At 68.6% G+C, this 5,420-nt stretch carries 5 protein-coding genes; 2 read left to right on the top strand and 3 right to left on the bottom strand.

The genetic code is table 11. The annotated features are described in order from the left end of the window. Window positions 1–101: 101 nt before the first annotated feature. The gene (locus tag G3N93_RS33680) at window positions 102–944 is read left to right on the top strand and encodes a glycosyltransferase family 2 protein (protein ID WP_206134908.1); all 843 of its coding nucleotides are present in this window, start codon (window positions 102–104) and stop codon (window positions 942–944) included. A gap of 135 nt (window positions 945–1,079) precedes the next feature. Beyond that, window positions 1,080–2,360: an O-antigen ligase gene (locus G3N93_RS33675; RefSeq protein WP_206134907.1), complete on the top strand. Its 1,281-nt coding sequence runs from the start codon at window positions 1,080–1,082 to the stop codon at window positions 2,358–2,360. Between the two features lie 136 nt (window positions 2,361–2,496). On the opposite strand, the gene G3N93_RS33670 is transcribed toward G3N93_RS33675, so the two are convergent. From G3N93_RS33670 to G3N93_RS42530, 3 genes are all read right to left on the bottom strand, one after another. Then, window positions 2,497–3,675, bottom strand: a complete 1,179-nt coding sequence (locus G3N93_RS33670; protein ID WP_174989696.1) for a glycosyltransferase family 9 protein — start codon at window positions 3,673–3,675, stop codon at window positions 2,497–2,499. A 176-nt stretch (window positions 3,676–3,851) separates the two neighbouring features. Continuing rightward, entirely contained in the window at window positions 3,852–4,943 is a 1,092-nt protein-coding gene (locus tag G3N93_RS33665) for a glycosyltransferase family 9 protein (protein WP_206134909.1), read from the bottom strand. Window positions 4,944–5,251: 308 nt separating this feature from the next. After that, window positions 5,252–5,420, bottom strand: a 169-nt coding sequence (locus G3N93_RS42530; RefSeq protein ID WP_374196531.1) for a hypothetical protein, incomplete at its 5' end; no start/stop codon positions are given.

Here is a 5,420-nt window from a genome sequence, read left to right as displayed (position 1 = left end):
GATGGGGCACACGCGGCCATGGTGGGTCGGGTGCACGTCGGGAACTTCAAAGCCGGCGCGCCGCGCTCCGCCCGCCACGACGACTACCGAATCCGACCGCCATGTTCTCCATCATCATTCCGACCTGGAACAACCTGCCGTACCTCAAGCTCGTCGTCGACAGCCTGCGCCGCCACTCGGCGTACGACCACCAGATCATCGTGCACGTGAACGACGGCTCGGACGGCACGCTCGACTGGGTGCGCAGCGAAGGCATCGAGCACACCGCGTCGCCGACCAACATCGGCATCTGCCACGCGGTGAACTGGGCCGCCGCGCGCGCGACGCGCGACTACGTCGTCTACATGAACGACGACATGTTCTGCTGCCCCGGCTGGGACACGGCGCTCGTGCGCCGCATCGAACAGATGCCGACCAATCTCTTCATGCTGTCGGGCACGATGGTCGAGCCGGTCGACACGCGCAACCCGTGCGTGGTGGTCAGCAATTTCGGCCGCGACGCCGAACATTTCGATGCAGCGGGCCTCGTCGCCGCGGCCCCAAAACTCGTGCGCGCGGACTGGCTCGGCTCGACCTGGCCGCCGACGCTCGTGCACCGCGACTGGTGGAACCGGATCGGCGGCTACAGCAGCGAGCTGTCGCCCGGCATGAGCAGCGACAACGACTTCTCGATGAAATTCTGGGATGCCGGCTGCCGGATCTTCGTCGGAGTCGGCGACAGCCTCGTCTACCACTTCCAGCAGAAAAGCACGGGCAAGATCGTCAAGAACGACGGTCGCCGCCAGTTTCTCAACAAATGGGGCATGACCCAGGCGACGTTCGACCGCTACTTCCTGCATCGCGGCGAACCGGCCGGCACGCGCGTCGCGCTCGACACGCCGGCAGTCGAAGGACGCCTGAAGCGCGCACTGCTGCGCTCGCGGATCAAGCGCGCGTTCAGCTGATCGAGCCCCAAAAACGACACGGAAACGCGCCCTGCTTCGCGTATACTCTGCGCCGTTCGTCCCGGATCTCCCGCCGGGGCGCGCGGCGCGCAGCACGACGTACGCAAGCCGCATTCGTCCATTCGACAGGTTCCGATGCTTTCGTTTTCCGCTCCCGCCTCGCGGCGCCTGACCGCCGCCCGTGCATTCGCCGTCGCCGCGCTCTGCATGGTGCCCGTCTCGACCGCGCTGACCAACGTGTTCTGCGGGCTGTTCGCCGCCGCGCTCGTGATTTCCCCCGAATTCTGGCGAGACCTGCGCTCGTTCGTCACCGACCCGGCCTCGCTCGCGGCGCTGCTGATCCTGGCCGCGCTGGCCGCCAGCATCACCTATACGGTCGCGCCGCACAACAAGGCGTGGAACTGGGTCGCCAAGTACGACAAGCTGCTGCTGCTGCCGTTCGCCGTGCTCGCCTTCCGCCATTCGAACTGGGCGCCGATCGTGCGCCGTTGCTGGTTCGGCACGCTGTGCGTGATCCTGCTGCTGTCGACCACCAACTATCTCGGCGTGACCGCGATCGGGCCCGCGCACGCGACCGAACTGCCGCTGTCGCGCGCCTGGGTGTTCAAGAACCACATCGCCGCCGGGATGTTCGGCGCGCTGTTGTTCTACCAGGCGGCCGATCTCGCGCTGGCGGCTCGCACGGCGCAGTCGCGCGCCGCGTATGCGGGCGTTGCCGCATGGTCGCTCGTCAACGTGTTCGTGATGCTGCAGGGACGCACCGGGCAGGTCATCGCGCTGCTGCTGATCCTCGTCGTCGCCGTGCGTTTCGTGCTGTTGCTGCGCCGGCAATCGGCGCTGCGCGCGGGGCTCGCCGCCGGCGTGTTCGTGCTGGCCGGCATCGCGCTCGTGGTCGCTGCATGCACGGTTCACAACGGCCGGCTGACGAAGGTCGTGACGGAAGTGCAGCAATACCGGCAGAGCGATGCGGCCACGTCGACCGGGCTGCGCCTCGAGTGGTACAAGAAGGGGCTCGAGCTGTATCGCCAGCGCCCGGTGATCGGCTACGGCGCGGGCGGCCTCGAATCCGAATTCGAGACGCTCACGGCCGGCAAGACGGCGGCCGAAGGCCAGCTCACGTCGAACCCGCACAACGAATACCTGCTGATGGCCGTACAGCTCGGCACGGTCGGCTTGCTGCTGTTCGTCAACCTGATCGTGCAGATCGCGCGCGGAAGCCGCACGCTCGATCCGCGCTCGCGGCACCTGCTGCTGGGCTGGCTCGCAATCTTCGCGATCGGCAGTCTCGCCAATTCGCTGCTGCTCGATTTCGCCGAAGGGCACCTGATCGTGCTGCTGGCCGGCATCCTGCTCGGCTGCGGCGAGCGCGCCGAGGCGCTGCCGCGCGAAACGTCGGCGATCCGGCGCAGCGCGTAACGCGCAGCGGCCTACGCTCCGCCGGCGGCCGGCTTCGGCCACCGCGGAGCCTCGGTATTGCCAAAGGAAACGGGCTGCACGGCTCGTCGCGACACAAGCCGCCTGCGACCAGCAGGTAACGCGCGCTGGCCGCGCGTCAGTCGGATCCGGTGCGATGCAGTCGCGACGTATCGACGACGGCTGCGGCCGGGCCCGGCGGATTCAGCCCTAGCATCTCGGCCGCCGCGGCTTTCACGCGCTGCGCACCGAGATTGACGAGACAGTCGCTGCGGCTGTCGACCTTGCGCTCGCAGCCTTCGTGCCGGCACGGCACGCAATCGCCCTCCCCCTGCAGCAGCCACACGTTCCCGTGCCGCCCCGAGCCGCGCAACGGCCACGGATTCTCGGTCGCCGGCCAGTGCTGCGGCCACGGCCCCCAGCGCACGGGGTCGGACGGGCCGAACAGCGCGATCGTGTCGGTGCCGGTCGCGGCCGCGACGTGCGTCGCGCCGGTGTCGGGCCCGATGAAAAGCCGTGCGCGCCGCACGAGTTCGGCGCTTTCGCCGAACGTCAGGCGACCGACCAGGTTCAGTACGTCGCCACCCGCTTCGGCTGCGACCTGCTCCGCATATTCGCGCTCGCTGTCGGCCGGGCCGCCCGACAGCGCGACCGCGAAGCCGTGCTCGCGCAGCCAGCCGATCATCTCGACCCAGCCGTCGAGCCGCCATTGCTTGTAACGGAACATCGGATACGGATGCAGGACGACCAGCGGCTTGCCGTCGCGGATCGCCGGCGATTCGGCAAGCCACGCGTCGAAGCGCGCGCGCCGAGCCGGATCATCGCCGATGCCGGGCGCAACGACCTCGGACACCGGCTCGATGCCGATCACGGGGGCGAGCGCAAGCGTGCTGACGACCGTGTGCGCGGATTCGTGGTGATTGATCGCGATGCCGTTCAGCATCATTCGCGTGAGCCACGTCACGCGGTTCGGATCGACGAGGCCCACCCGCTTGCGGCCCGCGAACCAGCTGTAGAAACGCGGCCGGTCGGAGCTCAGCGCCGCGCACGCGAGATCGTAGCGGCGCCACATCGACAGCGCGTCACGCAGCCGCTCGCGGAATCCCGCGCGCTGCGCGACGACGATCACGCGCCGCACGTCCGGATTGTGCTCGAGCACGCCTTCGGTGCCGCGAAACACCAGCATGTCGATCTGCGCTTCCGGCCAGCGGGCCTTCAGCGAACGGACGAGCGGCGTCGTCAGCAACACGTCGCCGATACGGCGCGGCGCGGCAACGAGGATGGTTCTGGGCGGGCGGGCAGAAGAAAACAGGGCCACGGCGGGTGTGTCTGGCTGGCTGAACAAGGCTGGCAATGTACAGGATTTTGCAGCAGCCGGCGCGGCGTGGCGAATCGACCGTGCGGCCGGCCTGATGCGACCCCGCTCGTAGCGGTGCAAGGGGGCAGGCGCACCGCGCGCCGGTGCCGTACGCGGTGCTTGCGATGTCCGTGGTGCTACGAAGCGACGGTCATGACCACCGGCGCCGCCGCGGCAGCAGCCGGCCGCGCGTATGCCGCATCGGCCAGAGGTTCGTCGCGATGAGTGGCTTGCGGCAGCAGGTGATTCACCGCACGCTCGACCTCGTCGACGCCGATCGCGTCGACGGTCGCGCCGGCGCGCAGGATCACGTGCGGCACGCCGAGCGGATGCCAGCGCAGGTATTTCTCGGGACGGTCCTCGAACAACGCGGCGACGGGCACGCCAAGCGCCGACGCGAGATGCACGGGGGCGCTGTCGGCCGAGACGATCGCATCGAGCAGGCTCGCCGCGGCCACCAGCTCGGCAACCGACGACGGCGCGACATGGCGCGCACACACGTCGCGCCACGAGTCGTCCTTGGGAGCATGGCCGATGGCCGGGTCGCGGAACACGATCACGTCGGCATACGGCGCAAGCCGCTCGGCGAGGTCGCGCCAGCGATCCGCCGGCCAGCGGCGCTCAGCCGCCTTGTTCGTCACGAACAACCCGACGCGCGGCTTCGTGCGCGCGCCGAGCAACCGATACCACGCGTCCTGCAGCGCACGGTCGGGATGAACCGACAACGCGAGGCGGTCGAGATCGGCGCGGCCGAGTTCGGGTACGAGCCGGAAACCCGACAGCGCTTCGTGACACATCGGCCGCTGCGCAACGTGATCGGGCTTGCGATCGTCGAATTCGGTCTCGGCATCGTGCCAGCGGCAATCCTTCGCGCCGATCTGTCGCGCGAACTGCATGCTGCTGCGATGCATGCCGCCGTTCGGCACGACCACGAGATCGAACCGCAAGCGACGCAGGCGACGCACGAGCCGCAGCCGGTCGAAGAATGCGCGCATCCGTCCGGGACGGTCGTTGCGCTCGCATTGACGGCTATAGACGTAGGTGTGGATCGTATCGACGTCCGGGTTTCCGGCCAGCGCGGCCGCGTTGTAGCGGTTCGCGACCACATGGAGTTCCGCGCCGGGCCAGCGCTCCTTCAGCGCGCGGAGAAACGCCGTGGTGCACAGCATGTCGCCCAGAAAATCGATCCGGATCACGAGGATCCGCTGCGTCGGGTTCACATTGGCCATGGTCATGTGGAGACTGTCAGTTTTTTGTCGTCGCGACGGGCCGTTCCACGGCATCCGGTTCCGGGGCGGCCTGGTCGCATGTCACCGCTCGCCGCACGGATCCGCCCCCGTTTATGTGCGCGATACCGGCGCGACCCGCCGGACGAGCGACGGTCGACGCCGCGTTCGTGCGGCTAGCGCGCGATTGTATAGCGTCCGGATGGCCAGCCCAAGACTCGTTTGCGCGAACATGCAAAAACGGCCCGCCGCACCGCACGATGGCGATGCGACGGGCCGCATGGTGCAACAGCCGTCCGGTGGTGGCGCGGTCAGTACGTGATTTCGACGACGCTGCCGTCGAACGTCGCACGCAGCTCCGCGAGCAGCACGTCGCTCGGCTTCACGCGCCATGCGTCGCCGAGGCGCATTTCACCCTGTGCCCGCGCATTGCTGTAGTGGACCTGGACCGCGAGCCCGTTCGGCAGCGGCGCCTGCGGG

This window comes from Burkholderia sp. Se-20378 (genome assembly GCF_017104665.1).
Taxonomy (GTDB): Bacteria; Pseudomonadota; Gammaproteobacteria; order Burkholderiales; family Burkholderiaceae; genus Burkholderia; species Burkholderia lata.
This window is presented reverse-complemented; position numbering and strand designations above follow the sequence as displayed.